The following is a 24,032-nucleotide window of genomic DNA, read 5'->3' as shown; positions in this document are numbered from 1 at the left end:
TACTTGCCGCCCGGCTAGCTAACTACACTGAGGAAAGTAGAGCGGCAACTAGCCGGGCGTCAAGTAAGTTTTTGACAAGCGGTTTTGCGGAGTGCGAGGAGCAGCCACGATGGGCATCACGGGGAGCAGCAAGCAGCAGCGCCGGGGGAACACTCGCCAGCGCATCCAGGACGTGGCGCTCGAACTCTTCTCCGCGCAGGGCTACGAGAAGACCTCGCTGCGCGAGATCGCCGAGCGCCTGGAGGTCACGAAGGCCGCGCTCTACTACCACTTCAAGACCAAGGAAGACATCCTCATCAGCCTCTTCGAGGACCTGGTGAGGCCCATGGACGAGCTGATCGAGTGGGGCAGGACCCAGCCGCACACCCTGGAGACCAAGCAGGAGGTGCTGCGCCGCTACAGCGAGGCGCTGACCGGGGCCGCCCCCCTCTTCCGCTTCATGCAGGAGAACCAGGCGACGGTGCGCGAACTGAGCATCGGCGAGATGTTCAAGGACCGCATGATCACCATGCTCGACATCATCAAGGACCCCGACGCCCCGCTGACCGACCAGGTCCGGTGCATCAGCGCCCTGTTCTCGATGCACGCCGGCATGTTCGTCCTCAGGGACGTCGAAGGCGACCCCGAGGAGAAGCGCAAGGCTGTCCTCGAGGTCGCCATCGATCTGGTGACGCAGGCCCACTCCGGCGGCTGACCTTGTCAGACACGGTCGTGAGTACGCCGGTCCGAGTCCGAGTCCGTCAGCTGCCGCTATGGGCCGTCGGCTGGGTCAGAGGCCCACGCCGTGCGCGCGCAGGAAGCTGGCGGGGTTGATCGCGGACCCGTAGTTCGGGGTCGTACGGATCTCGAAGTGCAGGTGCGGGCCGCTGGAGTTGCCGGTGTTGCCGGACAGGGCGATGTTCTGCCCCGCCTTCACGGTCTGGCCTATCCGCACGTTGACCTTCGACAGGTGCGCGTACTGCGAGTACGTGCCGTTGCCGTGCTTGATCACGATGGCGTTGCCGTACGCCGGGCCGTCACCGGCACCGTTCGGGCCGGCCTTGACAACGGTGCCGCTGGAAGCGGCGGCGACCGGGGTACCGGTCGGAACCGCGAAGTCCTGGCCGGAGTGCTTGTGCGACCACATGCCGCCGGCCTGGGCGAAGCTCGCGGAGAGCGTGTAGTGCTTGACCGGGATGACCCAGCCGCCGGCCTTCTTGGCCGCGGCCTCGGTGACCGACGTCTTGGCCACGGTGGCGGCCTTTGCCTGGGCATCGGCCTGCGCGGCGACGGAAGCGGCGGTGGTCTTGGGCAGCACGGAGGCGGTCACACCGGTGTCCGCAGCGGCCGCGACCCCGGCACCGAGGAACGCCGATGCTCCCAGGCTGACGGCGACGACGGCCGCACGGGTACGAAGCAGGGACGAGCCGGGAATGCGGGACGTGGCGAACTTGGACATTCAGGGACCTCCGGGCGTAAGCGAACCCAGCACTCAAAAGCCATGTGCCGGTCGGGACCACACATTGGTAACCCGCCACCTCGCTTACGCCCAAAAGCCCCTTCTACTAGCCACGCTCGTAGCAAAACATCACATTCAGGACCTCTTGACATGTGCCACGAACCCCCTGGAATCACCCCAAACCGGCACAGACATATCCGCCCGACCCGAGGTTTAGCCGCACTTGGCAGCTGGTGCGCAGCGCTCAAACATGGATCCGCCCTCGTCTTCGCACCGAACCATCCGGACCCCGGACCCACCCCGTAACGAGAATCCGGGCCCACCACGCCCTATTGCCCACTATTCAACCTAGTACCGGACAAAACGCCTGTGCGTCATGTCACGGAAAGGCAAGATCAATGCCCTGGAAATGTGACCTGGGCTACTCGGAGGGCTACTCGGGAAATGTGACCTGGGCTACTCGAATTCGCCCCGGCCGCCAGGGTTTCCGGGCGTGACGCGGGCCTCAGCGCCGGCCCCGTGCGGCCCCGCGCGGCCTTCGCTGACAACACCTGCACCGTGCCGTGGGGGAAGCGACGTGCCCCGGGGCACGCACAGGCCGGCCGGGGCACGGACAGGGTCGCCACGACGGGCGTCGACACGAACCAAGCCCAGGGCTTTCCGATCCGGCGACAGACGGCACCGCACCCCGCACCAGAGTGATGCGAGGGGCGCCTCTCAGCGGTAGCTGCGCCGGGTAGGTACCTCCAGCGGTAGCTGGGGCTTCGCAGCAGCATTCGGGGGCCGCTGAGCAGCAAAAGGGGCTGGCCCCGGAACCGAAGTTCCGGGGCCAGCCCCTTTCAGTGCTCAGCTCAGCGCGAGCGTCGCGTCATGCGTCCTTGCTCAGGTTCGGCCCCGAGCCGCCGCCCGCCGCCGACTCGACCGGCGGCACGTCCGGCAGGGCCGACTTCTCCTCGCCGCGGAAGGTGAACGTGCGGGCCTCGCCCTCGCCCTCCGTGTCGACGACCACGATGTGGCCGGGGCGCAGCTCGCCGAAGAGGATCTTCTCCGAGAGCAGGTCCTCGATCTCGCGCTGGATGGTCCGGCGCAGCGGCCGGGCGCCCAGAACGGGGTCGTAGCCCTTCTTCGCGAGGAGCGACTTGGCGGTCGAGCTGAGCTCGATGCCCATGTCGCGGTCCTTCAGGCGCTCGTCCACCTTGGCGATCATGAGGTCGACGATCTGGATGATGTCTTCCTCGGTGAGCTGGTGGAAGACCACCGTGTCGTCGACACGGTTCAGGAACTCCGGGCGGAAGTGCTGCTTCAGCTCGTCGTTGACCTTGGACTTCATGCGCTCGTAGTTGGTCTTCGTGTCACCTGCGGCGGCGAAGCCGAGGTTGAAGCCCTTGGAGATGTCCCGGGTGCCGAGGTTGGTCGTCATGATGATGACCGTGTTCTTGAAGTCCACGACCCGGCCCTGGGAGTCGGTCAGGCGACCGTCCTCCAGGATCTGCAGCAGGCTGTTGAAGATGTCCGGGTGGGCCTTCTCCACCTCGTCGAACAGGACGACGGAGAACGGCTTGCGGCGCACCTTCTCGGTCAGCTGGCCGCCCTCTTCGTAGCCCACGTAACCGGGGGGCGAACCGAAGAGACGCGACACCGTGTGCTTCTCGCTGAACTCCGACATGTCGAGGGAGATCAGCGCGTCCTCGTCACCGAAGAGGAACTCGGCGAGGGTCTTCGACAGCTCCGTCTTACCGACACCCGAGGGGCCGGCGAAGATGAAGGAGCCACCGGGACGCTTCGGGTCCTTCAGACCCGCACGCGTACGACGGATGGCCTGCGAGAGCGCCTTGATGGCGTCCTTCTGGCCGATGACCCGCTTGTGGAGCTCGTCCTCCATGCGCAGCAGACGCGAGGACTCCTCCTCGGTCAGCTTGAAGACCGGGATGCCGGTGGCGGTGGCGAGGACCTCGGCGATCAGCTCGCCGTCGACCTCGGCGACGACGTCCATGTCGCCGGCCTTCCACTCCTTCTCCCGCTTGGTCTTCGCCGCGAGCAGCTGCTTCTCCTTGTCGCGGAGAGAGGCCGCCTTCTCGAAGTCCTGGGAGTCGATCGCCGACTCCTTGTCCCGGCGCACGGCCGCGATCTTCTCGTCGAACTCGCGGAGGTCCGGCGGAGCGGTCATCCGGCGGATACGCATCCGGGAACCGGCCTCGTCGATCAGGTCGATCGCCTTGTCCGGCAGGAAGCGGTCCGAGATGTACCGGTCGGCCAGCGTGGCGGCCTGGACCAGGGCCTCGTCCGTGATGGAGACGCGGTGGTGCGCCTCGTACCGGTCGCGGAGGCCCTTCAGGATCTCGATGGTGTGCGGCAGCGACGGCTCCGCGACCTGGATCGGCTGGAAGCGGCGCTCGAGCGCGGCGTCCTTCTCCAGGTGCTTGCGGTACTCGTCGAGCGTCGTCGCACCGATCGTCTGCAGCTCACCGCGGGCCAGCATCGGCTTCAGGATCGAAGCGGCGTCGATGGCGCCCTCGGCGGCACCCGCACCGACCAGCGTGTGCAGCTCGTCGATGAACAGGATGATGTCGCCGCGGGTGCGGATCTCCTTGAGCACCTTCTTCAGGCGCTCCTCGAAGTCACCGCGGTACCGGGAGCCGGCGACCAGGGCGCCCAGGTCGAGGGTGTAGAGGTGCTTGTCCTTGAGGGTCTCGGGCACCTCGCCCTTGACGATGGCCTGCGCCAGGCCCTCGACGACGGCGGTCTTGCCGACGCCGGGCTCGCCGATGAGCACGGGGTTGTTCTTCGTACGGCGGGACAGCACCTGCATGACCCGCTCGATCTCCTTCTCGCGCCCGATGACCGGGTCGAGCTTGGACTCGCGAGCGGCCTGGGTGAGATTCCGGCCGAACTGGTCGAGGACCAGGGACGTGGAGGGGGTGCCCTCGGCAGGACCACCGGCGGCGGCGGTCTCCTTGCCCTGGTAGCCGGAGAGCAGCTGGATGACCTGCTGCCGCACCCGGTTGAGGTCTGCGCCCAGCTTGACCAGGACCTGGGCGGCGACGCCCTCGCCCTCACGGATCAGGCCGAGCAGGATGTGCTCCGTGCCGATGTAGTTGTGGCCCAGCTGAAGGGCCTCGCGGAGCGACAGCTCCAGGACCTTCTTGGCACGGGGGGTGAAGGGGATGTGCCCGGACGGGGCCTGCTGGCCCTGGCCGATGATCTCCTCCACCTGCTGGCGGACCGCCTCGAGCGAAATCCCGAGGCTCTCCAGGGCCTTAGCGGCGACACCCTCACCCTCGTGGATGAGACCCAGGAGGATGTGCTCGGTGCCGATGTAGTTGTGGTTGAGCATCCGGGCTTCTTCCTGAGCCAGGACGACAACCCGCCGCGCGCGGTCGGTGAACCTCTCGAACATCGTTAATCGCTCCTCAGAGCGGTCAGGCAGTGAAGGGGACGCTCCCCTCCCTGTCCTTCCGCAGCTTAGTCCCGCAAGCGGGGACCGCTCATTCCAACTGCCGACACCCGTCCTTGGCCTCCCAACCCGGAACGCCGACAACTGCTCCAACCCGATGGTGCGAGACGATGTTCCCGCAGGCCAGGTAGTTACCCCCGCCGCCAGTACGCCGATGGCGAACGTGAGACGCCCCAACTCTGCGTGTCGCCCCTCCCCACTAGGGATGTCTTACCCGTAACGACTGACACTCCATGCGGCGTGCCCCGGTTCCCTCCGCTACGGGCGAACAACCTTGCGCGCCCGCATGCGTCCACACGCCCCCTTGACGGATACTCTGCGCATCGCTCACACCACCTTGCGTAACCTGGAGCCTCTGCCAGGTGTTGCCCTTGCATGGTTCCTACGGTCCCCCCTCCGTCGCGCCCGGTCCACCCGAGCCGCCCGGCCGATCCGGTACGGCGGTGGTACGAGCACGAGCTGGGCTGGGAGACGGCCGACGGGACGCCGGTGCAGCTGCTGACGGGGCTGCGCTTCGACGTACTGGAACTGCCTGCCGACGCGGGGCACGCGGTGGTGGGGCGGCTCTCGCCGCGGTGCCCGGTGGCTTTGCAGGGGCCGGTGATGCGGCTGCTGGTGGCCGCGGGAAGCGCCGAGGAGCTGCCTGGGCTGCTCGACTGGCTGGAGTGGGGCGCTCTCGCCCGGGATCTCACCGCGATCGGGGCGGGCGGTCGGATCGACGCGCCGACGCCTCCGGGGTGGTCGGGCTCGCCGGGGGCCGCTGTATGGCTGCGGCCCCCCGAGCCAGGATGCGAGGCGGAACCGGCCCTGCCGACTCTGGCTTCGCTGGGGGGCGGTGGGGGCGCCCCCGCTCTCGATCTCGTACGACTCGTGGACGCGGCGGCGACGGAGTGCCACCGGGCCCGGCTGCGGCGTCTGAGCGCTCAGGCGTTGGCCTTCTCGTAGGCCTCGCGGATGGTCGCGGGGACACGGCCGCGGTCGTTGACCTCGTAGCCGTTCTCCTTCGCCCAGGCGCGGATCTGTGCGGTGTCCTGGCTGCCGCCGGACGCTGCTGCGCGTGCCTTGCCGCGGGCCCCGGCGCCGCGGCCTCCGGTACGACGACCGCCCTTGACGTAGGGCTCCAGCAGTCCGCGGAGCTTGTCGGCATTGGCGGTGGTGAGGTCGATCTCGTACGTCTTGCCGTCCAGCGCGAACGTCACGGTCTCGTCCGCCTCGCCGCCGTCGAGGTCATCGACAAGAAGGACCTGAACCTTCTGTGCCACCGGATTTCCTTTCATCGAAACTTCAGGACCGGGGCCTGCGGCTTCAGCCGCTGATTCGCCGGCCCCTGTTATATGCAGTGCTGCAGTACGTCGGAAAGCAAACCGCTTTTCCTGGAAAAACACAAACCCCTGACAGAGACCCGGGACCCAAGGGCGCCTGGAAACGTGCGCGTTTCGGACATAGGGCACCCGGGAACAGCGGTCAGGCTTGGAATAGCGCCTGATGATCACAGATGCAGAAGCATCCGACTGTTGCCCAAGGTGTTCGGTTTCACTCGTTCGAGACCGAGGAACTCCGCGACGCCCTCGTCATAGGAACGCAGCAGCTCGCTGTAGACATCTGTGTCGACCGGCGTCTCACCGATCTCGACGAAGCCGTGCTTGGCGAAGAACTCGACTTCGAAGGTGAGGCAGAAAACCCGGCGAACACCGAGCCAGCGGGCGGTCTGCAGCAGCTTCCCCAGCAACTGATGTCCGACTCCCGCGCCCCTGACCACGGGGTTCACGGCGAGTGTGCGGACTTCTGCGAGGTCTTCCCACATCACATGCAGGGCACCGCAGCCTACGACCTCCGCGTTGTCGTCGCGTTCCGCGACCCAGAACTCCTGGATGTCCTCGTAAAGCGTCACGGTCGCTTTGTCGAGCAGGATCCGCTCACGGACGTACGAGTCGAGGAGACGGCGTACGGCCGGTACATCCGAGGTGCGCGCTCTGCGAACGGTGACGGCTTTAGCGGTGGCTTCTGGTGGCTCTCCTGGCATGAGCGGACGCTATCGCCCGGCCTCGCCCTCCGCTGAACCGGGGCTCTCCCGGCCTTCCAGGATCTCGGGGCCTTGCACGATGCGGATGGCCGCGCGCAGCGCCTCGCGCTGTTCCGGCGACATCATGCCGAAGAAGGCGACGAGTGCGGCGGCGGCGTTGTCGCTCTGCGACCAGGCTTCGTTCATGAGTGCAGCGGCGTAGGCGGCACGTGTGGAGACCGCCTCATATCGATAGGCGCGGCCTTCCGCCTCGCGGCGCACCCAGCCCTTCTGATGGAGATTGTCCAAAACGGTCATCACGGTGGTGTAGGCGATCGACCGCTCCTGCTGGAGATCTTCCAGGACTTCTCGAACGGTCACCGGGCGGTTCCACTTCCACACCCGCGTCATGACCGCGTCTTCGAGTTCTCCCAATGGGCGAGGCACACCAGAACAATAGTGGGAGAAGCCGCCAATGACGCGCCGAACGTGCCTTTTCTGCAACAAAAAGGGCGTATGACTCGAAAAGCTACGAGTCATACGCCACTTCGGGTCTCGGCGACCCGGTGGATCAGCCGTCAGGCGTCAGGCGTCGCGGGGCTCACCGGCCGGGCGGGCAGCCTCGGCGCGCGCGATGGCGGCGTCGACGGCCGCGTCCTCCTTGGACTTGTTGGCACCGCCTTGGGACTTCACCATCGTCACCACCAGACCGGTGAAGAACACGGCCATCACGACCGGGGGCAAGAGCGCGGAGACGTATTCCATGCCCCCAGGGTAGCTAGACGGCGGCGAGCTTCTGCGGCGGGGCGGGGGGTGGCGCGGGCTTGCGCTTGGGAGGGAACACCTCGGCCGGGGTCGGCACGGGTCGCTGCGGGGCCGGGCGCTCGGCCGGGGGCTGCTTCGGCTTCGGCTTGACCGGCTCCTTGGCGGCGAGGCCGCCGGGGAGGGCGAGCAGGCGGATGCGGGAGGTGGCGGCCAGGGAGGGGCGCCGGGGGTGCGCCGCGGCGGCCACCTGCCAGCCTGCCTGCCCGGCTGTCTGCTGGTCTGCCTGACCGGTTTGCCGGTACGCCTGGTCGGCCGCGGGTTCGCCGGGTACGGCGGCGCCGGCCCGTACGGCCGCGGCTGCGGCCTGGCCGACGTAACCCGGGCAGCGGTCCAGGAGGGCCCCGGCGACGGGGTTGCCGTTGGCGCCCAGCGCGCGGAGGGCCGTGACGTCGTCAGGGCCCGGCTGGTGGCCGCTGTTCATGGCGTCCTCCAGCAGCGCGAGATAGCCGATCGCGCTGCCCGGGAGAGCGGCCCGGTAACGGGCGAGGTCCGCCACCAGGAAGGCGCAGAGCCGGTCGCCCTCGCGAACCGCCTCATCGACGGACTCGGCGAGGCGCAGGCAGGCCTGGACGTCCTCGGCGGACACGGAGCTGGGGTGAAGGGCAAGGGCGAGGGCGCGTCGGAGCACACGCAGCTCCTCGGCACCGAACGCCATGCCACCGCGGGATCCGTAAGGCGTGGGCATGTCCCGACGATACGCGCTAATCAGACAAAAGCCAGCTATCACTCATTCTTGGGCGTGGCTCCGCGCGGACGCCTCCGGCGGGTGGGCGGAGCGCCACCTGCCGGTGGGGGCTCGGCGAGCGCGGGCGGCTCCCGGGTGGTGGTCGGCTGGTGCGCCACCTGCCGGTGGGTGGGGCGGGGACGTGGGCGGCTTCGAGCCGGTGGTCGGTTCCGCCGTTGCGCCGCGGCAGGGGTGGGCAGACGCCGCTGCCGTTGTGGGCAGGCGCTCCGCAAGGCGGAACGCCTGCCCACAACCCACGACGGCGGGTGCCGTGAAACCGCGGGCCCGCCCCCGGGGGCGTCAGGTACGGGACACGTTCCGCTCATACACGAGGCGGAGGCCGATCAGGGTCAGCCAGGGCTCGTGCTCGTCGATGCTCGAGGCCTCGCCGAGAACCATCGGCGCCAACCCCCCGGTGGCGATGACCGTGACGTCGTCCGGATCGTCGGCCAGCTCGCGCGCCATACGGTTCACGACACCGTCGACCTGCCCCGCGAACCCGTAGACGATGCCCGACTGCATGGCCTCGACGGTGTTCTTGCCGATGACGCTGCGGGGCCGGGCGATCTCGATCTTGCGGAGCTGCGCGCCCCGTACGCCGAGGGCCTCGACCGAGATCTCGATGCCGGGCGCGATGACGCCGCCGGTGTACTCCCCGCGCGCGGAGACCGCGTCGAACGTCGTCGCCGTGCCGAAGTCGACCACGATCGCCGGTCCCCCGTAGAGCTCGACCGCGGCGACCGCGTTGATGATGCGGTCCGCGCCGACCTCCTTGGGGTTGTCCATGAGGATCGGCACGCCGGTCTTGATGCCCGGCTCGACCAGGACGGCGGGGACGTCGCCGTAGTAGCGGCGGGTGACCTCGCGCAGCTCGTGCAGGACCGACGGGACGGTCGAGCAGATCGCGATGCCGTCGATGCCGTCGCCCAGCTCCTCGCCGAGGAGCGGGTGCATGCCCATGAGGCCGTTGAGCACGACGGCGAGCTCGTCGGCGGTGCGACGGGCGTCGGTGGAGATCCGCCAGTGCTCGACGATGTCGTCGCCGTCGAAGAGGCCCAGCACGGTGTGGGTGTTGCCCACGTCGATGGTGAGAAGCATGTGCGTTTACTCCGCCTCCGCCACGGCCGGGGCCTCCCGCAGGTCCAGGCCGATGTCGAGGATCGGCGAGGAGTGCGTGAGGCCGCCCACCGCCAGGTAGTCGACGCCCGTCTCGGCGTACGCGCGGGCGTTGGCCAGAGTGAGGCGGCCGGAGGACTCGAGGAACGCGCGGCCGTGCACGAGGGACACGGCCTCCTCGGTCTCGCCGGGCGTGAAGTTGTCCAGCAGGATCAGGTCGGCGCCCGCGTCCACGGCCTCGCGCAGCTGGTGCAGGGTGTCCACCTCAACCTCGACCGGCAGGCCGGGGAACCCCTCGCGCACGGCCTTGAAAGCCTGCGCCACGCCGCCCGCCGCGACCACGTGGTTGTCCTTGACCAGCGCGGCGTCGGACAGCGACATGCGGTGGTTGACGCCGCCGCCGCAGCGCACCGCGTACTTCTCCAGCGACCTGAGGCCCGGCGTGGTCTTGCGGGTGTCGCGGACCTTCGCCTTCGTGCCCTCCAGCACGTCCGCCCACGCGCGCGTGGCCGTCGCGATGCCGGAGAGGCGGCACAGCAGGTTGAGCGCGCTGCGCTCCGCGGTCAGCAGATCGCGGGTGCGGGTCGTGACGCTGAGCAGCTTCTGGCCGGCGGCGACCCGGTCGCCGTCCTCCACGTGCCGCTCCACCTCGAACTCGTCGGTGCAGACGACGGAGATGACGGCCTCCGCTACGCGCAGACCCGCGACCGTGCCCGCTTCACGGGCGGTGAAGTCGCCGGTCGCGACGGCGTCCTCGGGGATGGTCGCGACGGACGTGACGTCCACGCCGCCCGCGAGGTCCTCCGCTACGGCCATGTGCGCGATGTCCTCGACTTCGACCGGGTCGAGTCCGGCGTCGGCCAGGAGCTGGGCGAGCGCGGGGTCGAGCCCGCACTCCATGGGGTCGTGCTCGTCCTCGCCGCCGCAGCCGCAGCCGTCGCCGCAGCCACCGCTTGGGAAGACGGGAAGGTCGGGGGTGCTCACGTCGGTCACTGCTCCTGGGGACGGGACTGCGGGTGGGTCGGGGGGAGGTCGCCGGACGGGGACGGGGACGGGGGCCGGGCTGGGTCCGGGTCCGGGGAGGCCTCGGCCGGCAGCGGCCGGCCGGGCCGGGTCGAGGGGAAGGCCGCGCTCTCGGTCGTATGCACGTCCAGCGACCGGTCGGGGTTCAGCCGTACGACGATGTGGCGGCCCCACACCTCGTCGTTCCGGTCGGCGTGGTCCTCGCGCCAGTGGCAGCCGCGGGTCTCCTCGCGCTGCCGGGCGGCGGCGACGAGGACGCGGGCGACGCACAGCAGGTTGGTCGTCTCCCAGGTGTCGACGCCGGGCTCGGCGGTCTTTCCGTTCTCGGCGAGGGCGTCCTTCGCGTCGGAGTGCAGCTGCTGCAGCTCCTCGGCGGCGCGCGCCAGGGACTGCGCGGAGCGCAGGACGCCTGCGCCCTCGGTCATGATCCGCTGGATCGCGAACCGGGCCTCGGGCGCGAGCAGGGGGTGCGCGGGCGTCTCGGGGTGCTCCACAGGGGACGGCACGCGCGCGTGGAGGCTGTTTTCCCGGGCCGCCCCTGCGATGTCGGCCGCGATGCGCTCCGCGTAGACAAGGCCCTCCAGGAGGGAGTTGGAGGCGAGGCGGTTGGCGCCGTGGACGCCGGTGCAGGCGACCTCGCCGCACGCGTACAGGCCGGGCACCGTGGTGCGTCCGCGCTCGTCGGTGCGGACGCCGCCGGAGGCGTAGTGCGCGGCCGGGGCCACCGGGACGGGCTCGGTGACGGGGTCGATGCCGTGGGCGCGGCACGCGGCGAGGATCGTCGGGAAGCGCTGCTCCCACATCTCGGCACCGAAGTGGCGGGCGTCCAGGTACATGTGCTCGGCGCCCAGCTCCTGCATGCGTCGCATGATGCCCTTGGCGACGATGTCCCGGGGCGCGAGCTCCGCGAGTTCGTGCTGTCCGGCCATGAAGCGCACGCCGTCCCCGTCCACGAGGTGGGCGCCCTCGCCTCGTACCGCCTCGGAGACCAGCGGCTGCTGGCCCTCCGCGTCGGCGCCGAGGAACAGCACGGTGGGGTGGAACTGGACGAACTCGAGGTCGCTGACCTCGGCTCCGGCGCGCAGCGCGAGCGCGACGCCGTCGCCTGTCGACACGGAGGGGTTGGTGGTCGCGGAGAAGACCTGGCCCATGCCGCCGGTCGCGAGCACCACGGCGGACGCGTGGACCGCACCGACGCCGTCGTGCTGGCCCTCGCCCATGACGTGCAGCGTGACGCCGGCCGCGCGGCCTTCGGCGTCCGTCAGCAGGTCCAGGACCAGCGCGTTCTCGACGGTACGCACGCCACGCGCGCGTACCGCCTCGACGAGTGCCCGGGAGATCTCGGCGCCGGTCGCGTCGCCGCCCGCGTGTGCGATACGGCGGCGGTGGTGGCCGCCCTCGCGGGTCAGCTCGATGTCGCCGGTCTCCGGGGACGTGTCGAAGTGGGCGCCCGTGTCGATGAGGCGGCGCACCGCGTCGGGGCCCTCGGTGACGAGGATGCGCACGGCCTCCTCGTCGCACAGGCCCGCGCCCGCGACGAGCGTGTCCTGCAGGTGCTGCTCGGGGGTGTCGCCCTCACCGAGGGCGGCGGCGATGCCTCCCTGCGCCCAGCGCGTGGAGCCGTCGTCCAGCCGGGCCTTGGTGACCACGACGGTCTTCAGGCCCGCCGCCTCGCAGCGGAGCGCCGCGGTGAGTCCGGCGACGCCTGAGCCGACGACCACGACGTCCGCGGCCAGGGACCAGCCGGGGGCGGGCGCGTGCAGCCGTATCCCGGTGGCGCGGCCCGGCGTCGTCGCCGGCCCCGTGCTCGTGCCGCCCGGGGGCGCTATCGCGGGTCCTGTCCCGGTGGATGACGTTCCTGTGCCGGTCACGAGGCGGCTCCGAGAGCTCCGAAGGTGAGGGGGATGTTGTCGATCAGCCGGGTCGTGCCGACCTTCGCGGCGATCGCGAGGACCGCGTCGCCCGTGAAGCCGTCGGAGACCTCCGTGAAGTCGGAGGGGTCGACCAGGGCCAGATAGTCGAGTTCGAGCGGCGGCTCGAGGCGGGACGCCTCGTCGAGGACCAGCTGAGCGGCGGCGCGGACGGCGGCGGGGCCGCCGGGCACGGCTGTGGCGACGGCGTGGGCGTCCGCGGCGGCGCGAGACTCGCCGAGCGCGCTGAGCGCCTCGGCACGCGCGTGCGTGGACGGTGCGAGGGCGGCACGCGCGCGGAGCGCCTCCTGCGCGGCATGCCGGTCCTGGCCCGCGAACAGGGCCTGGGACAGGGCGAGCGCGGTGCGCCGCTCGGCGGGCGACAGGTAGCGGTTGCGGCTGGACAGGGCGAGCCCGTCCTCCTCGCGCACGGTCGGCACGCCCACGATCTCCATGCCGAAGTTGAGGTCGCGCACCATGCGGCGGATCATGGCGAGCTGCTGGGCGTCCTTCTGCCCGTAGAGCGCCATGTCGGGCGCGGTGAGGTGGAGCAGCTTGGCGACGACGGTCAGCATGCCGTCGAAGTGGCCGGGGCGCGACGCGCCCTCCAGACGCTCGCCCATGGGGCCCGCGGTGATACGCACCTGAGGTTCGCCGCCCGGGTAGACCTCGTCCACGGACGGTGCGAACACCACGTCCGCGCCCGCCTGTTCGGCGACCTTCACGTCCGCGTCCAGGGTGCGCGGATAGCGGTCGAGATCCTCTCCCGCGCCGAACTGCAGCGGGTTCACGAAGACGGTGACGACGACCTCGCCCTCGCGACCGGCCAGCTTCCGGGCCTCGCGGATCAGGGTCGCGTGCCCCTCGTGCAGGGCGCCCATGGTCATCACGACGGTGCGGCGGCCGGCACGCGCGCGTGCGCGCAGCTCCTCGGCGGTGTGCAGCAGCGTGGTCATCGCACCTCTCCGTCGGCGCCGTCGATGTCCGCCCCATTGGCCAGTACCCCGAGCAGATCCTCGGCAAGTTCCGGCTTGAGCAGTCCGTGGGCGAGCGCGCGGTCGGCGGTGGCCCGCGCCATGGCGAGATACCCGGCGACCGTACCCGGCGCGTGCTTGCGCAGCTCCGCGACATGGGCGGCGACCGTGCCGGCGTCCCCGCGTGCGACGGGGCCGGTGAGCGCCGCGTCGCCGGACCGCAGCGCGTTGTCCAGGGCGGCGCCGAGCAGCGGGCCGAGCATGCGGTCCGGGGCCCCGACGCCCGCGGCGCGCAGCAGCTCCATGGCCTCGGCGACCAGCGTGACCAGGTGGTTCGCGCCGAGGGCGAGCGCCGCGTGGTACAGCGGGCGGGCCTCCTCCTCGATCCACTCCGGCTCGCCGCCCATCTCGATGACCAGCGCCTCGGCGGCAAGCCGCAGCTCCTCGGGCGCGGTCACGCCGAACGAGCATCCGGCCAGCCGCTGTACGTCGACGGGGGTGCCGGTGAACGTCATCGCGGGGTGCAGCGCGAGCGGCAGCGCACCGGCGCGCAGCGCGGGGTCCAGCACCTTGGTGCCGTACCGCCCGGAGGTGTGCACGATCAGCTGCCCTGGACGCACCGCCCCCGTCTCGGCGAGGCCTTCGACGAGGCTCGGCAGCGCGTCGTCGGGCACGGTCAGCAGCACCAGCTCGGCCCGCTCCAGTACCTCGGCGGGCGTCACCAGCGGGACGTCGGGCAGCATCGCGGCGGCCCGGCGCCTCGATGCGTCGGAAACCCCGGAGACGGCGACCGGGCGGTGCCCGGCGAGCTGGAGGGACGCGGCCAGCGCGGGTCCGACCCGGCCTGCTCCCACGACCCCGACGGAGAGCCGCGCGGGGCGGTCCTTCGGATCGGGCGGTTGAGGTGTGTTCACTCGACGACGGCCTTCCGTTCCAGTCCGCTCGGGGTACCGGACGATTTCTCGTCATGCTAACGCGATCGGTTCGGGCGGTTCTTCCTGTGTCACGGCACCGGTCCACGCGGGCCGGTTTGTCCACAGGCTGTGGGCATCCCCCTGGCCGTACGACATGATCTGTGGATGACCGATCCCAAAGAGCAGGAGCGCAAGCGGCGGCTCGCCGCGCTGCGGGGCGCCGAGCGGACTCTCGCTCGCACGGCGATGGACACCACCCTCCGGGAACAGCTCGATCAGCTGGTGGACGCGGCTCCTGTCGTATACGACCTCGAAGAGGCCACCGACATCTACGGGAACGGCGTCGTCGAGGAACTCGAGCGCCGCGTCGCCGGTCTGCTCGGCAAGGACGCCGGCGCCTTCTTCCCCACCGGGACGATGGCGCAGCAGGTGGCCCTGCGCTGCTGGGCAGGGCGCACCGGCAACCCGACCGTCGCCCTGCACCCGCTCGCGCACCCGATGCAGCACGAGCGCGGCGCCCTCGAAACGCTCAGCGGCCTGCGCACCGTCCACCCGACGAGCGAACCGCGGCTGCCGACCGCCGACGAGGTACGGGACTTCGAGGAGCCCTTCGGGACCCTCATGCTCGAACTGCCGCTCAGGGAGGCCGGTTTCGTGCTGCCGTCGTGGGAGGAGCTCGAAGCCGTCGTCGAGGTGGCGCGGGAGCGGGACGCGGTCGTGCACTTCGACGGGGCGCGCCTCTGGGAGTGCCCCACCCATTTCGGCCGCCCGCTGGAGGAGATAGCCGGGCTCGCGGACAGCGTGTACGTGTCGTTCTACAAGTCGCTCGGCGGTCTCGGGGGGTCCGTGCTGGCCGGTCCCCGGACGCTGATCGACGAGGCGAAGGCCTGGCGCCACCGGTACGGCGGCCAGGTCTTCCAGCAGTTCCCGACCGCCCTGTCCGTCTTGATCGGCCTGGAGCGCGAGCTGCCGCGGCTGCCGGAGTACGTGGCGCACGCGCGCGTGATCGCCGCGGCACTGCGCGAGGGGTTTGTGGAGGCGGGGGTTCCGTGGGCGCGTGTCCACCCCGAGGAGCCGCACACGCACCAGTTCCAGGTCTGGCTCCCGTACGCCGCCGAGACCCTGAACGACGCGCTGGTACGGCAGGCCGAGGAGACGAAGACGGCGCTGTTCCGGCGCTTCTGGGAGGGCGGCGGGCCGCCCGGGGTGTCGGTCACCGAGGTCACGGTCACCGCCGACGGTCTCGAGTGGACGGCGGACGACGTCCGCGCGGCCGTCGCGGACTTCGTCGAGCGGCTGCCCGGCGGAGTCAGCAGCTAGGGCCGGAACGCCGCGGGTGCAGTAGGCCAGGTCAGCAGCTAGGGCCGAGGGCCGCAGGTGCCTGGTCAGCAGCTAGGGCCGGGGCGCCGCGGGGGCAGCCGGCGGGCCAGTGCGGCGCGGAGCCGGCCACGGGCCGGCCGGCGCTCGGCGACGACGGCACGGAAGCGGCGGTAGTCACGCAGCTCGCGCACGACCTGCCAGTCCTTGCTGCCGGGGGCGGGCGGGCCGGGCTCGCCCCGCTGCCTGGCACGGTACGTGTCGAGCAGGTACTGCTGGGTCAGGTTCATGGCGGCTCGCCTCTCGGGACGGGGACGGGTACTCGTACGGGAACGGAACTGGACCGGGAACTGGACCGGGACCGGGACCGGCAGGAGCAGGTCCCGGCACAGGACCTGAGTCGGAACCGGGCGCAGGACCAGCCGGCTCGGGACCGGACACAGGACCGGGACCCGAAGCGGGGACGCCGCGGACTTCTCCCCAACAGGGGCCGCCCGGGGCGCCCGCTGATCCGAGAGTGCGCGCGTCCGGCGGCCGCCGTCGCGTCGATTGACGGCGGCCGTCAATCGACGGCCGCGTTGTCAGTGGCGGGGTGCACGATGGGGCCATGAGCGTGAGCATCGACATCTCGGGCCTGCCCCAGGAGCGGATCGTCTTCGACCCGTCTCCGCTGGCCGAGCTGGGCGTGGCCCTGCACGCCCTGGCCGAGCCGGGGCATCACCCGGGGCTGCACGGGTGGGCGACCGCCACCACCGCCTCGCTCAAGCCGGACCTCGCCGACCGGCTGCACGAGGCGGACTTCCTGTGGCGCAACACGTTCTCCGACATCTTCATGCCGTTCGCGGGCGTGGCCGGCGGACCCGGTCGGCCGGGGGCGACGCTCGCCGAGGACCTCGACATCCTGGACCGGCTGGACGACGAGCGGTTCGTCCTGGCAGCCCTGGAGTTCACCTGCGGCGCCTCGTACCAGGAGGGCGGCCCGTCACCGCTCGTGGACGCCGGGCGCGCCGCCCGCTCACTGGAGCTGGCCGCCATCCGCGGCCCCCGGCAGCTGGACTTCGCCGAGCGGCTGCTGAAGGACCCGAGGTCCGTGCGGGCCTGGGTGCGTCGCCTGCTGGAGGACTGCGACGAGGCGTTCTTCGCCGACACCTGGCGGCGCGTCGGCATCCAGCTGGCCGCCGACGCCCGGCACAAGACCGAGATCCTGCGCCACAAGGGCCTCCCCGACGCGCTGACCGCCGTATCTCCCGCGCTGAGCCTGAGCGAGGACGCACGCCGGATCGAGGTCGACAAGCTGGCGCTGGGCAGGACGACAGCCGTGGACCCGGCGGTCGGCGCGGGCGTCACCTTCGTGCCGTCGCACTTCGGCTGGCCCCATCTGCTGGTGCTGCACGCCCCCGGCTGGCGGCCCGTCGTCCACTACCCGGTGGCCTCGCCCGAACTGCCCAGCCCCGCCTCGGTGGAGACGTTGAAGCTGCGCCTCGAAGCCCTCTCCCACCCCATACGTCTGCGCCTGTGCCGCAACATAGCCCGCGCACCGTACACGACGGGCGAGCTGGCCGTTGCGAACGACCTGAGCGCGCCGGAGGTCTCCCGCCACCTGGCCGTGCTGAAGAAGGCGGGCCTGATCACCACCCGCCGCCGTGGCCGTTACGTCCTGTACCAGCTGGACGTGACCGTGGTGGCCCGGCTGGGCAGCGACTTCCTGGAGGGCATCCTCCGCTGACCCGTCGCCATACCGCGACCTGAGTCAGGCCCCTCCTCCGGCCCGGACAAGCCCCGTCTCGTATGCGAGGACGACCACCTGTACCCGGTCGCGCAGCCCGAGCTTGGTGAGGATGCGGCCGACGTGCGTCTTCACGGTCGCCTCCGACAGGACGAGCCGCGCCGCGATCTCGCCGTTCGACATGCCCTGCGCGACCAGCACCATCACCTCGCGCTCGCGGTCCGTCAGCCGCTCCAGCTCCTTGTGGCGCGGCTCCTTGCCGGCGGTCGGCAGCATCGGCGCGAAGCGGTCGAGCAGCCGCCGGGTCGTGGACGGCGCGACGACGGCGTCGCCGCTGTGCACGGCACGTATCGCGGCCAGCAGCTCGCCGGGCGGCACGTCCTTGAGCATGAATCCGGAGGCACCCGCCTTCAGCGCCGAGAAGGCGTACTCGTCGAGGTCGAAGGTGGTCAGGATGAGCACCTTCGGCGCGCCATCGCGCTGCCCGTCCCCACAGACACGGCGGGTGGTCTCCACTCCGTCCAGCTTCGGCATGCGTACGTCCATCAGCACCACGTCGACCGCGGTGGACCGCAGCACCTGCAGCGCCTCGACGCCGTCGCCCGCCTCCGCGACGACCTCCATGTCCGGCTGGGCGGCGAGCACCATGCGGAAGCCGGTGCGCAGGAGCACCTGGTCGTCGACGAGCATCACGCGGATCGGCGGCATGAGGCGAGTCCCTTCGTGGACCTCGGAGGACGGTGGACATCAAAAGACGTTAGAGAGCGAAAGACGAAAGCGAGTAAAAGACGTAGGACCGGGCCTTGAAGACCTGAGAAACGTGTCAGTTGGCGGGCTTGAGCGGCAGCAGTGCGCTGATGCGGAAGCCTCCCCCGGGCCGCGGCCCGGCGTCCAGCGTGCCGCCGACCATGCCGATGCGTTCGCGCATGCCGATCAGGCCGTGCCCCTTGCCGTCGGCGCCCCCTTCCTCGCACAGCTCGTGCGGTGCGCCCTTGCCGTCGTCCTCGACGAGCAGCCCGAGGCCGTCGTCGAAGTAGACGAGCCGCACGCTCGCCCCGGCGTTCGGGCCGCCATGCTTGCGGGTGTTGGTCAGCGCCTCCTGCACGATGCGGTACGCGGTGAGCTCCACGCCGCTGGGCAGCGGGCGCGGGGTGCCCTCGACCTTGAAGTCGACCGGCAGGCCCGCGGTGCGTACCTGCTCGATGAGCTCGTCTATCTGCTCCACATCGGGCTGCGGAACGTACTCGCCACTCTCCTCGTGCTCCCCCGTGCGCAGCACGCCGAGCAGCCGCCGCATCTCCGCGAGCGCCTGCCGCCCGGTGCCGGAGATCGTCTCCAGCGCATTCCTTGCCTGGTCAGGGGCGGTGTCCATCACATACGCCGCGCCGTCCGCCTGCACCACCATGACCGACACGTTGTGCGCGACGACGTCGTGCAGCTCGCGGGCGATACGGGCCCGTTCGGCCGCGACCGCGACCTTGGCCTGCGCCTCGCGCTCCCTCTCCAGCCGGGCGGCGCGCTCCTCGAGCTGGGCGAGATAGGCGCGGCGGGTGCGGAGGGAGTCGCCGAGCACCCAGGCGAGCGCGAACGGCACGGTCTGGAAGACCGTGACCAGCACCTGCCCCGCATCGCTGACGTTCTCCGCCGGCCAGCGCAGCTGGGCCAGCGGCGCCGCGCACAGGCCGCCGACCAGCGCCAGGCGGGACGCCCAGCGCTCACCGACCACGGCCACGGTGTAGATCGCCACCAGCATCGCGAAGTCGGCGGGCATCACCTTGACGTCGAGCACCAGCTGGGCCACGCCCGCCGCGGCGGCGACCAGCAGCATCTTCTCGGGCATACGGCGGCGCAGGGCGACGACGAGGCAGAGGACCAGCGCGATCGGTACGGACGCGAGGGGCGGGTCCTCCTCCTGCGGGGAACCCAGCCCGCCCACGAAGTGCACGCCGGCGATCCCGAGGATGACGACGGCCCAGAAGCCGTCGACCCATGTCGGGTGCCTGCGGAAGAAGTCGTAGACGCGCTGCACGTCACCCAGCGTAGGGAAGCGTGCAGTGTGCAGGAGTCAACCGGAGGTTCGATCCGCACCCCGGCCTTGTACTCCCCAAGGTGGAGGTGCTTGTGACCCCTGCGCATAGCCTGACGCCGTGACGGATGCGCAGTACGAGGACGGGCACGGCTGGCGAAAGGCCGCAGCGGAGGCGCTGTACGGGCCGGCTGGCTTCTATCGCGGGCCGGAGGGTCCCGCAGGCCATTTCCGCACGTCAGTGCATGCGTCGCCGCTGTTCGCCGCGGCGGTGGCACGGCTGCTGTGCCGGGTCGACGAGGCGCTGGGGCACCCCGCGGAGCTCGCCTTCGTCGACATGGGCGCGGGCCGCGGTGAGCTCGTGGCGGGGGTCCTCGCGGCGCTGCCCGCCGACGTGGCGGCCCGCACGCGCGCGTACGCGGTGGAACTGGCCGTGCCCAGGCCGGCCGGGCTCGACCACCGGATCGAGTGGCTGGCCGAACCGCCCCGGAATGTGACGGGGCTGCTGTTCGCCAACGAGTGGCTCGACAATGTTCCACTGGACGTCGCCGAGACGGACCCCGCGGGTGTCCCGCGGCTGGTCCTCGTACGCGAGGACGGCACCGAGACGCTTGGGGCTCCGATCGGCGGCCGCGACGCGGAGTGGCTCGCGCGGTGGTGGCCCCTGACGCCGGAACCCGGCCTGCGCGCGGAGATCGGCCACCCCCGGGACGACGCCTGGGCCGCAGCCGTCGGCACGCTCGCCCGCGGGCTCGCCGTCGCCGTCGACTACGGCCACGTCAGGGACGCTCGGCCGCCCTTCGGCACACTGACCGGTTTCCGCGAGGGCCGGGAGACGACGCCGGTGCCTGACGGCTCCTGCGACATCACGGCGCATGTCGCGCTGGACGCGTGCGCGTTGCCGGGCGCCCGGATCGTCACCCAGCGCGCCGCCCTCCAGGCGCTGGGCGTGACGGGGGCGCGGCCGCCGCTGTCCCTGGCCTCGTCGGATCCTGCGGCGTACGTGCGCGCCCTCGCGGACGCGGGAGCGGCCGCCGAGCTCACCGCGCCCGGCGGGCTCGGCGACTTCGGCTGGCTCCTGCAGCCCGTCGGCGTACCGGGGGACCTGCTCGACGTACCGGCCGGGGACGTGCATACCGGCCGGTGAGGCGCTCGCAGACGAGGCCGGGCTGCTTGCCGATGGCCCCGGCCTGCTTGCCGATGGTCCCGGCCTACTTGTCGATGTCCCCGACGACGAAGAACAGCGACCCCAGGATCGCCACCATGTCCGCGACCAGCGTGCCCGGCAGCAGCTCGGTGAGCGCCTGGATGTTGTTGTACGAGGCGGAGCGGAGCTTCAGCCGGTACGGGGTCTTCTCGCCCTTGCTGACCAGGTAGTAGCCGTTGATCCCGAGGGGGTTCTCGGTCCAGGCGTACGTGTGCCCCTCCGGTGCCTTCAGGACCTTCGGCAGGCGCTGGTTGATGGGGCCCGGGGGCAGCTCGGCCATGCGGTCGAGGCAGGCGTCGGCGAGGTCGAGCGAGTTGTGCGTCTGCTCCAGCAGGCACTCGAAGCGGGCCAGGCAGTCGCCCTCCTGGCGCGTGACCACGTGGAGCGTGTCCTGGAGCTCTCCGTACGCGAGGTAGGGCTCGTCCCGGCGCAGGTCGAAGTCGACACCGGACGCGCGGGCGATGGGGCCGCTCACGCCGTACGCGTGGACCGTCTCCGGCGTGAGGACGCCGACGCCGCGGGTGCGGCCGCGGAAGATCTCGTTGCCGATGACCAGCCGGTCGTACACGTCCATGCGGGAGCGGACGTCGGCGACGGCGTGCCGGGCACGGCCGAGCCAGCCGGCGGGCAGGTCCTCCTTCAGGCCGCCGACCCGGTTGAACATGTAGTGCATCCGGCCGCCGGAGATCTCCTCCATCACGGCCTGGAGCTCCTCGCGCTCCCGGAACGCGTAGAAGACCGGGGTGATACCGCCCAGTTCGAGGGGGTACGACCCGAGGAACATGAGGTGGTTGAGTACGCGGTTCAGCTCGGCGAGCAGCGTGCGCATCCACACCGCGCGCTCGGGCACCTCCATGCCGAGCATCCGCTCGACGGCGAGCACGACGCCGAGCTCGTTCGAGAACGCGGAGAGCCAGTCGTGGCGGTTGGCCAGCATCACGATCTGCCGGTAGTCACGCGCCTCGAACAGCTTCTCGGCACCGCGGTGCATATAGCCGATGACCGGCTCCGCATGCTGGATCCGCTCGCCGTCCAGGACGAGCCGCAGCCGCAGCACGCCGTGCGTGGACGGGTGCTGGGGCCCGATGTTGAGCACCATGTCGGTGCTCTCGGCGGCGCCGCCGATGCCGATCGTGGTCTCCGTCGTAGGAGTCATGGGAACAGTCTCTCGTACGTACGCTTGCTGCATGGAGACGGGGAGTGGGGCAGACGCCGGGGCCGAAGCGGGTAGTGCGGCCGGAGCGGGGGCTGGGGGCCCGCAGGCCGCGGGGACGGTGAAGGCCGGGGCGGAGCCCGAGTGGACGGGGCTGCCGTCGGGGCTGCTGCGGATGCGCCGGCTGTTGCTCGTGGTGTGGCTGGTGCCGCTGACAGTGGCGGCGGGGCTGCTGCCGGGACTGCTCGCCGGACCCGGCTGGGCGGCCTTCGCGCTGCTGCCGTTCGCGCTGCTGCTGTGGGCCTGGTCGATGCTGGGACGCAACTGGCGCTCGTGGCGGTACGCGGAGCGCGCGGACGACCTGCTGATCAGCCGGGGCGTGTTGTGGCGGGAGGAGACGATCGTGCCTTACGGCAGGATGCAGCTGGTCGAGGTCACATCAGGCCCGGTCGAACGCCGCTTCGGCCTCGCAAGCGTGCAGCTGCACACGGCGGCCGCGGCCTCCGACGCACGCATCCCCGGCCTGCTCCCACCGGAGGCGGAACGCCTGCGCGACCGCCTCACGGAACTGGGCGAAGCAAGATCGGCCGGCCTGTGAACGGCGGGGGGCCTTCGAGTGGTGAGGGGCCCTTGAGTGGTGGCGCGCCTTTGAACGACGGGGGCGCGGGGGAAGGCCCTGGCGCGCGCGGGGACGCGGACGCAGAGGTGGATGCGGGCGCGGGCGCAGGCGCAAGCACGGGCGAGGACGCAGGCACGGGCGCAAGCACTGGCGGCAAGGGCGCAGGCGCGGGCACTGCCGGCGGTGTGGTCGAGCGGCGGTTGCATCCCGTCACGCCGCTGCGGCGTGCCTGGGCGCCGATCGCCGTCATCGCCGGGTGGGCGGTACACGATCCGGACCAGGCGCAGCGGCGGCTGACCGAGCTGACGACGTTCACGCTGCTGCTCGGCCTGGCCGTACTGATCCCGGTCGCCGCCCTCTACGGCTTTCTGACCTGGTGGTACACCCACTTCGCCGTCACAGGCACGGAACTGCGCATCCGCACCGGCCTGCTGTTCCGCCGTACCGCCCACATCCGCCTCGACCGGCTCCAGGCCGTGGACGTCACCCAGCCCCTGCTGGCCCGCCTCGCAGGCGTGGCGAAGCTCAGACTCGACGTCATAGGAACGGACAAGAAAGACGAACTCGCCTATCTCGGCGAGAAGGAGGCCCGCGTCCTCCGGGCCGAACTGCTCGCCCGCGCCGCCGGGTTCGCGCCCGAGACCGCACAGCACGTCGGCGAGGCCCCGGCACAGCGGCTGGTGCACGTGCCGCCGCGGATGCTCGCGGTGTCGCTGCTGCTCACCGGCGCGCCCTGGGCGATGCTGGCGGCCGCGCTCGTCGTACCGCCGCTGCTCTGGATGGCCACCCACAACCTGTGGACGGTGCTGGCCACCGCGCTGCCGCTGCTGGGCGCGGCCGGGACCAACAGCGCGGGCCGGTTCATAGGCGAGTACGACTGGACGGTCGCCGAATCCCCGGACGGGCTCCGTATCGACCACGGGCTGCTCGACCGTACGCACGAGACGGTGCCGCCGGGACGCGTGCAGACCGTCCGCATCATCGAACCGCTGCTGTGGCGGCGGCGCGGCTGGGTCCGCGTCGAGCTGGACGTGGCCGGTTCGTCCAACTCCGTACTGGTGCCGGTGGCTCCGCGGGAGGTCGCCGAGAGGGTCATCTCGCGGATCCTGCCGGGTGTGACGGTGCCGGACGCGCTGTCCCGGCCGCCGAGCCGGGCACGATGGTGCACCCCGTTCTGGTGGCGCGGTTACGGTCTCGCGGTCACGGACGCGGTGTTCGCCTCGCGCCACGGGCTGCTGCGCCGCAGCCTGTCGCTGGTGCCGCACGCGAAGGTGCAGAGCGTACGGCTTGCTCAGGGGCCCTGGCAGCGCGCCAGGTCGCTGGCCGACGTCCACGTGGACACCGGCGCCAACAAGACGGTGACCGCCGGCCTCCGCGATGCCGCCGAGGCCGCGGGCCTCCTCCACGCCCAGGCGGACCGCTCAAGGACGGGCCGCCGAGAGGCCCGCCCGGACCGGTGGATGGCCTGAGGGCCGGGTTTGCGGGCAAGGCATGAGGGCCGGGCATGAGGGCCGGGCATGAGGGCCGGGTTTGCGGGCCGGGCATGAGGGCCGGACCTACGGAGCCGGCGCCGCGTCGGCCGGCCCGCCCGCCGAGTGCCGCCC

At 71.2% G+C, this 24,032-nt stretch carries 23 protein-coding genes; 7 read left to right on the top strand and 16 right to left on the bottom strand.

The annotated features are described in order from the left end of the window. Positions 1 to 109: 109 nt before the first annotated feature. A complete protein-coding gene (locus ABT009_RS11610; RefSeq protein WP_351292104.1) occupies positions 110 to 694 on the top strand; it encodes a TetR/AcrR family transcriptional regulator in 585 nt (194 codons plus the stop codon). Positions 695 to 769: 75 nt separating this feature from the next. On the opposite strand, the gene ABT009_RS11605 is transcribed toward ABT009_RS11610, so the two are convergent. Both ABT009_RS11605 and ABT009_RS11600 read right to left on the bottom strand, forming a co-directional pair. Beyond that, positions 770 to 1,438: a M23 family metallopeptidase gene (locus ABT009_RS11605; RefSeq protein WP_351292102.1), complete on the bottom strand. Its 669-nt coding sequence runs from the start codon at positions 1,436 to 1,438 to the stop codon at positions 770 to 772. 868 nt (positions 1,439 to 2,306) lie between these two features. Continuing rightward, complete coding sequence (locus tag ABT009_RS11600; protein ID WP_351292100.1) at positions 2,307 to 4,835, bottom strand: ATP-dependent Clp protease ATP-binding subunit; 2,529 nt, start codon at positions 4,833 to 4,835, stop codon at positions 2,307 to 2,309. A gap of 432 nt (positions 4,836 to 5,267) precedes the next feature. Here ABT009_RS11600 and ABT009_RS11595 point away from each other — a divergent pair, with 432 nt between their 5' ends. Next, the gene (locus ABT009_RS11595; protein WP_351292098.1) at positions 5,268 to 5,837 is read left to right on the top strand and encodes an SCO3374 family protein; all 570 of its coding nucleotides are present in this window, start codon (positions 5,268 to 5,270) and stop codon (positions 5,835 to 5,837) included. Here the strand turns inward: ABT009_RS11595 and ABT009_RS11590 are convergent. The 10 genes from ABT009_RS11590 to ABT009_RS11545 form a co-directional block, all read right to left on the bottom strand. Next, complete coding sequence (locus ABT009_RS11590; RefSeq protein ID WP_181655948.1) at positions 5,816 to 6,154, bottom strand: histone-like nucleoid-structuring protein Lsr2; 339 nt, start codon at positions 6,152 to 6,154, stop codon at positions 5,816 to 5,818. The genes ABT009_RS11595 and ABT009_RS11590 overlap by 22 nt on opposite strands. Positions 6,155 to 6,381: 227 nt before the next feature. Next, on the bottom strand, positions 6,382 to 6,915 hold the full coding sequence (locus ABT009_RS11585; protein WP_351292095.1) for an amino-acid N-acetyltransferase: 534 nt from the start codon (positions 6,913 to 6,915) through the stop codon (positions 6,382 to 6,384). Positions 6,916 to 6,924: 9 nt separating this feature from the next. Next, positions 6,925 to 7,341: a BlaI/MecI/CopY family transcriptional regulator gene (locus tag ABT009_RS11580; RefSeq protein ID WP_181656380.1), complete on the bottom strand. Its 417-nt coding sequence runs from the start codon at positions 7,339 to 7,341 to the stop codon at positions 6,925 to 6,927. Positions 7,342 to 7,479: 138 nt separating this feature from the next. After that, the gene (locus ABT009_RS11575) at positions 7,480 to 7,659 is read right to left on the bottom strand and encodes a hypothetical protein (RefSeq protein ID WP_351292093.1); all 180 of its coding nucleotides are present in this window, start codon (positions 7,657 to 7,659) and stop codon (positions 7,480 to 7,482) included. A gap of 13 nt (positions 7,660 to 7,672) precedes the next feature. Further along, positions 7,673 to 8,404, bottom strand: a complete 732-nt coding sequence (locus ABT009_RS11570; protein ID WP_351292091.1) for a hypothetical protein — start codon at positions 8,402 to 8,404, stop codon at positions 7,673 to 7,675. 339 nt (positions 8,405 to 8,743) lie between these two features. Then, positions 8,744 to 9,541: a type III pantothenate kinase gene (locus tag ABT009_RS11565; protein ID WP_351292089.1), complete on the bottom strand. Its 798-nt coding sequence runs from the start codon at positions 9,539 to 9,541 to the stop codon at positions 8,744 to 8,746. Positions 9,542 to 9,547: 6 nt separating this feature from the next. Further along, positions 9,548 to 10,543 carry a carboxylating nicotinate-nucleotide diphosphorylase gene (nadC, locus tag ABT009_RS11560; RefSeq protein WP_351292088.1) on the bottom strand — a complete coding sequence of 332 codons (996 nt, stop codon included), beginning with the start codon at positions 10,541 to 10,543 and terminating at the stop codon, positions 9,548 to 9,550. Between the two features lie 5 nt (positions 10,544 to 10,548). Continuing rightward, entirely contained in the window at positions 10,549 to 12,411 is a 1,863-nt protein-coding gene (locus ABT009_RS11555; protein ID WP_351292208.1) for an L-aspartate oxidase, read from the bottom strand. A 38-nt stretch (positions 12,412 to 12,449) separates the two neighbouring features. Continuing rightward, the gene (gene panC, locus ABT009_RS11550) at positions 12,450 to 13,448 is read right to left on the bottom strand and encodes a pantoate--beta-alanine ligase (protein WP_351292086.1); all 999 of its coding nucleotides are present in this window, start codon (positions 13,446 to 13,448) and stop codon (positions 12,450 to 12,452) included. Then, on the bottom strand, positions 13,445 to 14,380 hold the full coding sequence (locus tag ABT009_RS11545) for a Rossmann-like and DUF2520 domain-containing protein (RefSeq protein WP_351292084.1): 936 nt from the start codon (positions 14,378 to 14,380) through the stop codon (positions 13,445 to 13,447). Before ABT009_RS11545 ends, panC begins: the two co-directional genes overlap by 4 nt. Before the next feature lie 165 nt (positions 14,381 to 14,545). On the opposite strand from ABT009_RS11545, the gene ABT009_RS11540 reads away from it, so the two are divergent. Then, positions 14,546 to 15,700 (top strand): threonine aldolase family protein, encoded by a 1,155-nt coding sequence (locus tag ABT009_RS11540; protein WP_351292082.1) that lies wholly within the window; start codon positions 14,546 to 14,548, stop codon positions 15,698 to 15,700. Positions 15,701 to 15,765: 65 nt separating this feature from the next. On the opposite strand, the gene ABT009_RS11535 is transcribed toward ABT009_RS11540, so the two are convergent. Next, a complete protein-coding gene (locus ABT009_RS11535; RefSeq protein WP_351292080.1) occupies positions 15,766 to 15,987 on the bottom strand; it encodes a hypothetical protein in 222 nt (73 codons plus the stop codon). 317 nt (positions 15,988 to 16,304) lie between these two features. Between ABT009_RS11535 and ABT009_RS11530 the strand changes: the two genes are divergently transcribed. Next, positions 16,305 to 17,423, top strand: a complete 1,119-nt coding sequence (locus ABT009_RS11530) for a DUF5937 family protein (RefSeq protein WP_351292078.1) — start codon at positions 16,305 to 16,307, stop codon at positions 17,421 to 17,423. A 24-nt stretch (positions 17,424 to 17,447) separates the two neighbouring features. On the opposite strand, the gene ABT009_RS11525 is transcribed toward ABT009_RS11530, so the two are convergent. Continuing rightward, positions 17,448 to 18,131: a response regulator gene (locus tag ABT009_RS11525; RefSeq protein WP_351292076.1), complete on the bottom strand. Its 684-nt coding sequence runs from the start codon at positions 18,129 to 18,131 to the stop codon at positions 17,448 to 17,450. A gap of 115 nt (positions 18,132 to 18,246) precedes the next feature. Then, entirely contained in the window at positions 18,247 to 19,452 is a 1,206-nt protein-coding gene (locus ABT009_RS11520; protein WP_351292074.1) for a sensor histidine kinase, read from the bottom strand. 118 nt (positions 19,453 to 19,570) lie between these two features. Here ABT009_RS11520 and ABT009_RS11515 point away from each other — a divergent pair, with 118 nt between their 5' ends. After that, entirely contained in the window at positions 19,571 to 20,596 is a 1,026-nt protein-coding gene (locus tag ABT009_RS11515; RefSeq protein ID WP_351292072.1) for an SAM-dependent methyltransferase, read from the top strand. 64 nt (positions 20,597 to 20,660) lie between these two features. Here ABT009_RS11515 and ABT009_RS11510 read toward each other — a convergent pair whose 3' ends face one another. Further along, complete coding sequence (locus ABT009_RS11510; protein WP_351292070.1) at positions 20,661 to 21,812, bottom strand: NADH-quinone oxidoreductase subunit D; 1,152 nt, start codon at positions 21,810 to 21,812, stop codon at positions 20,661 to 20,663. A gap of 31 nt (positions 21,813 to 21,843) precedes the next feature. Here ABT009_RS11510 and ABT009_RS11505 point away from each other — a divergent pair, with 31 nt between their 5' ends. Beyond that, positions 21,844 to 22,407 (top strand): PH domain-containing protein, encoded by a 564-nt coding sequence (locus tag ABT009_RS11505; protein WP_351292068.1) that lies wholly within the window; start codon positions 21,844 to 21,846, stop codon positions 22,405 to 22,407. A gap of 206 nt (positions 22,408 to 22,613) precedes the next feature. Further along, positions 22,614 to 23,897, top strand: a complete 1,284-nt coding sequence (locus ABT009_RS11500) for a PH domain-containing protein (RefSeq protein ID WP_351292206.1) — start codon at positions 22,614 to 22,616, stop codon at positions 23,895 to 23,897. Positions 23,898 to 24,032: the final 135 nt, after the last annotated feature.

The organism is Streptomyces sp. NPDC002896 (assembly GCF_040295225.1).
Classification (GTDB): Bacteria; Actinomycetota; Actinomycetes; order Streptomycetales; family Streptomycetaceae; genus Streptomyces.
Note: the sequence above shows the minus strand (reverse complement) of the source record. Positions and strands in the feature narration are given on the sequence as shown.